The organism is Klebsiella sp. MS 92-3, assembly GCF_000195655.1.
Taxonomy (GTDB): domain Bacteria; phylum Pseudomonadota; class Gammaproteobacteria; order Enterobacterales; family Enterobacteriaceae; genus Klebsiella; species Klebsiella pneumoniae.
This window is the reverse complement of the sequence record NZ_GL882819.1, coordinates 31,488-34,907: the sequence shown is the minus strand read 5'-3', so window position 1 is coordinate 34,907 and position 3,420 is coordinate 31,488. Positions and strand designations below refer to the sequence as shown.

The 3,420-nt window shown below is 53.7% G+C and carries 3 protein-coding genes; 1 reads left to right on the top strand and 2 read right to left on the bottom strand.

Going from position 1 to position 3,420, the window contains the following annotated elements; genetic code table 11:
- Window positions 1–28: 28 nt before the first annotated feature.
- Window positions 29–2,257: an EAL domain-containing protein gene (locus HMPREF9538_RS11115; RefSeq protein WP_009485402.1), complete on the bottom strand. Its 2,229-nt coding sequence runs from the start codon at window positions 2,255–2,257 to the stop codon at window positions 29–31.
- Window positions 2,258–2,627: 370 nt separating this feature from the next.
- Here HMPREF9538_RS11115 and HMPREF9538_RS0127885 point away from each other — a divergent pair, with 370 nt between their 5' ends.
- Window positions 2,628–2,801, top strand: a complete 174-nt coding sequence (locus HMPREF9538_RS0127885; protein ID WP_004174861.1) for a YfgG family protein — start codon at window positions 2,628–2,630, stop codon at window positions 2,799–2,801.
- Between the two features lie 96 nt (window positions 2,802–2,897).
- On the opposite strand, the gene HMPREF9538_RS11120 is transcribed toward HMPREF9538_RS0127885, so the two are convergent.
- Window positions 2,898–3,420, bottom strand: a 523-nt coding sequence (locus HMPREF9538_RS11120) for a LysR family transcriptional regulator substrate-binding protein (RefSeq protein WP_009485401.1), incomplete at its 5' end; no start/stop codon positions are given.

The window sequence follows — 3,420 nt, the reverse complement described above, 5'->3', positions numbered from 1 at the left end:
CGGGCGCTTACGCCCGGCTTTTTGCTGTTCAGCCGGTCATCTCCTCCGCCAACTGCGTCAGAGGTACCGGTACCCCGATATCATAGCCCTGCATATAATCGATCCCCAGCGTGATGACCGCCTGACGTATTTCCGGCGACTCCACATATTCGGCCACCACCTGCATGTTCTTCATACGCGCCAGACGACAAATAGAGTCCACGACCTGGTAATCAAGACTGCTGGCAAGCAGATTGCGAATAAAACTGCCGTCGATTTTAAGAATGTCGACGTTCATTGTTTTTAACCGGGCGTAGCTGGCGTAGCCGGTACCAAAATCATCGATCGCCACCCGGCAGCCCAGCGCCCGCAGATGTTCTAAAGTCTGGCAGACCAGCTCGGGATTGCTGAGCGCGTAGTTCTCGGTCAGCTCGAAAATAATCTGCCATGGCTCAATGTTGTAGGCCTGCAGCAGCGCTTCGACCTCCTGAGGAAACTGGCTGCGGCTCAGCGACACCGGAGAAAGATTGATCGCCAGCCGCAGACCAGGCAGCGCCCGCCGGTTGGCGTCCATAAAGGCCAGCGTATGCTCAATAACCCACTGGTCCACCCGCGTGGACAGCCCAAACTCGTGCGCCACCGGCAAGAACTCGTTTGGCCCCGTTAGCTCACCCGACTCCCCTTCCATCCTCACCAGCACTTCATGATAGCGATCGCCGCGAATGCCCTGGATAGGCTGCGCCATCAGGACAAAATGGTCATGTTCCAGCGCTTTGAGAATGCGGTTCATCATCACGACTTTATCTTTCAGATCCTGCTGAACATGGCCCGCGCCGCGGCGCTGTAAATTTTCCGGATGGCCGCTGGCTAACGACATGTCGGCAATGGTGTTCAACTCGCCAAGCAGTAAATACAGATGCTTGACCGGCGAGCGAACGTTGCAATAGCTCATGCCGATCCGCGGCTGCAGGGGGACCCCGTCCCAGTGGAAACGGAACTGTCGCAGGGAGCGGTCAATTAAGTGAATGCGCGCCTGGTGCCCTTCGCTATTGAGACGGAACACTAAATCGTGACCGGCAAGATGATATACCGCTTCGTTGGGCTGCAGCAGCGTTCTCAGGTGGTTCGCCAGCATTTGCTTATACTGGATTCGCAAAAGTACCCCATAGTGGCGCCCCAGCAATTCAAGCTCAGGAATGCGCAGAAAACAGAGCGTCGACCAGCTCGTGCCGTTGAGCGCCCGGCTCAGCGCCCGCAAGTTCGGCATATGAACCACCGGGTCGAGGAAGGCCATCTGCCGGACGCGAGCGTAGATCAGCCGCTGCTGTGTCGCCAGCATCGCCGTATAGGCGACAATAAACGAGAATACCAGATAGCTTGATGACGTGATCGCCAACTGGGTGTTATAGCTTGGGTAAATTGGTAAGTAACGGTAATGAAAATGGATCACGGCAATCAGCACCGGCGTCCAGATCAGTGAGATAAAGCGATAGCCAAAACGCATGGCACCCCAGAGCATCACCGGCATCAGCAATGACAACGTATAATTCGTACTAAATATGGTGCTGCTATCATTAAGCGGCATCAATAATAGCCACAGTAGCAGAATTAATACCGTCGCCCAGCAAATAATTTCAATTTTTTTTATTTTTGGATCAATTTGTAAGCGAACCTGAGAAATAAAGCCGCGTAAATGAAAAGGATTACGAATGACCCGTAACACAAAATAACACAGCGGCATGCCGGTCAGGCACCCTACCATTAGCGCCTGAAAGGTGATTAATGAACGTAAACTAAATGGCGTAACGCCGGTCATTTCCGTTGTGCGCGGATGGAGTCCAAGATATTCGGCAATCTGTGACAAAATCAGAAAAATGGCCGAGGGGAGCAGCATTTGCCAGAACAGACGATGCGGCATCAGTCGGACGTTGCCGTGTGAGACCTGCTGACGCTGGGGGACAAAAATGCGGTAGCCGCCCCAGCAGAGCACGCAGGGGATAAGGAAATGGAACAGTACACCGATGGACTGCTCAAGCAACATGCCGCGGGCCAGAGTTAACAGCAGGCCAATAATAATGCCAGGGATCGCCGCCCAACCAAAAAACATCATCAGGCTGAGCACCAGCGCCAGGGGAAGATAATACAAAAATACCATATGACCATTGAGCATGGTGTAGGTATTCGCCCATCTGGCGACCGGTAATAACAGCGCAGGCAGAACGAGCGGTAAAGCCCACCACTTGTCGCGATATTGTTGATAGTATTTTAATAAATTCATAGGTGCTCTACAGAGTGCCTCTGCTCCCGCGAGGCATATTCAGGCAGGCATCCAACCACCCATGCTGACCGCGTAAATAATAACGATACGGTAACGTCCGCTGATTTTAGTGGCCAAGAGAAGGAGACTATTGATATAAATCAACAAATGCTGACGCCAACATTAATAAATCTTATTTTTCCCGACATTTCACGGCTAATAAAGTGAGCATGTAAATACGACGATTATCTTATATAACATTAATTAATGTTTTCACTGCCGCACTTTTACATCTGCATCAATTGACCCCATCTCGTTCCTGTGCCTTAATACCCCCATCGCCCATCTTCGGGTATACTTCAAGGATCCTTTTGTGAGTCAGGCACCCAGTATGCGTAAACGACATCGATTTAACCGTCGCATGACCCGTATCGTACTGCTTATCAGCTTTCTCTTCTTCTTTGGACGCTTTGTCTACTCCTCCATCGGCGCCTGGTACCATCATCAGGATAAAAAAGCGTCGCAGGAGTCATCGCTCACCGTCGAGCCCTCCCCCCGCGAGTAATCCTTTGATTCTAATACTGCAAGCGCCACACTCCGCAGGCAGAGCCGCTCGCTGCTGAAGTACTGTCTTTGATGCGGTAATTTTGCCGTCGGCGATTTATAAGCGCACGGTATGCAGCAGGCGCAGCATTTCAGCGATACCTTTTGTCACAATTTTGTCCTGACGCATGACTACCGCCAGCTGTCGGTATAGGCGCGGCGCCAGCGAGTGTACGCGTAATCCGTCGCGATCCTCCACCCGCTCCACCGCCATGCGGGGCACGATGCTGTAGCCCAGCCCTGCCCGCACCATGCGCTTAATCGCCTCGATGCTCCCCAACTGCATTACCGGCGTCACCGCCAGTCCCGCCGAGCGGAACCAGCGGTCAATCAGATCCCGCGTGCCGCTACCCGCCTCGAAGGCAATGAGCGGCTGCGCCTGCAGCTCGGCGGGAGTATAAACCGCCGGCATCTCCGTCTCGCGGCTGGCATAGATGGTCACGAACTCCTCATCTAACATCGCAGTCACCGCCAGACTGCGCCCCTGCACGGGCAGCGTGACCAGCCCGAGATCGAGCCGGTTTTCTTCCACCGCGCGGACGATATCCAGCGTGTTGCCGGTGGTCACCCCCACCCCCCCC